This window comes from Vibrio sp. D173a (genome assembly GCF_030248475.1).
In genome coordinates, this window is the sequence record NZ_JAHGAH010001630.1 from 1 (window position 1) to 701 (window position 701).

At 48.2% G+C, this 701-nt stretch carries 1 protein-coding gene and 1 pseudogene; both read right to left on the minus strand.

Annotated elements, in window-relative coordinates; all coding sequences use genetic code 11:
- Positions 1–311, minus strand: a 311-nt coding sequence (locus KIV40_RS35225; protein ID WP_285354124.1) for an efflux RND transporter permease subunit, incomplete at its 3' end; no start/stop codon positions are given.
- 9 nt (positions 312–320) lie between these two features.
- Positions 321–701, minus strand: a pseudogene (locus tag KIV40_RS35230) (efflux RND transporter periplasmic adaptor subunit); the annotation flags it as partial.

Sequence of the window (701 nt, forward strand, 5' to 3'; positions counted from 1 at the left end):
TCATCTTGCACTACGCTGATCTGCGCGGTTGAAGGGAGGAGTAACTTCATGTCCGACACTTTACGTCTTAAAAGATCCCACTCTTGAGGCAGAGCTTGTGAGTTTAATGACTCTTTGAGGTCGACAAATACCATCGACATGCCCGGGCGAGAGAGGGAGCGTAGTCGATTGAGGGTGGCGATCTCTTGCAGTTTAGTCTCAACGGTATCGGTGACTTGTTGTTCTACTTCATCGGCTGATGCACCGGGGTAGAGCGTTACGACAACCGCAGTTTTAGTGCGTTGCTTAATGGCAAATTCGGCTAAATTCATCACATCTACCTACAGGTCTTTAATTTGAATCGATGGGAAGTGTTGGCCTTCCTTGATGTATTGTGCGCCGCTGACCACTACATAGTCGCCCTTGCTGAGGTTTGACTGCACACAAGCGTTTTCTTGATTGAAACTAACAATGGTCACGGGCACAGCGTGGGCCTGTTGTTTGGTAATCGTGAATACAACATCTTGCTGATGTGGTTTTACGATCGCGGAATAGGGAACGCACAGATTAGGCTCTGCATCATTCAGCTGAGTGGTTAATGTCACCGCCTTACCTGGCAACAAGTTGTCATTGAGCCCATCTAACTGATAGGTAACTGTGTAGGTTTGTTTAATCCGGTGAGGCAGGGTAGAAACCTCTGTCACTTTCCCGGCAACGGACTC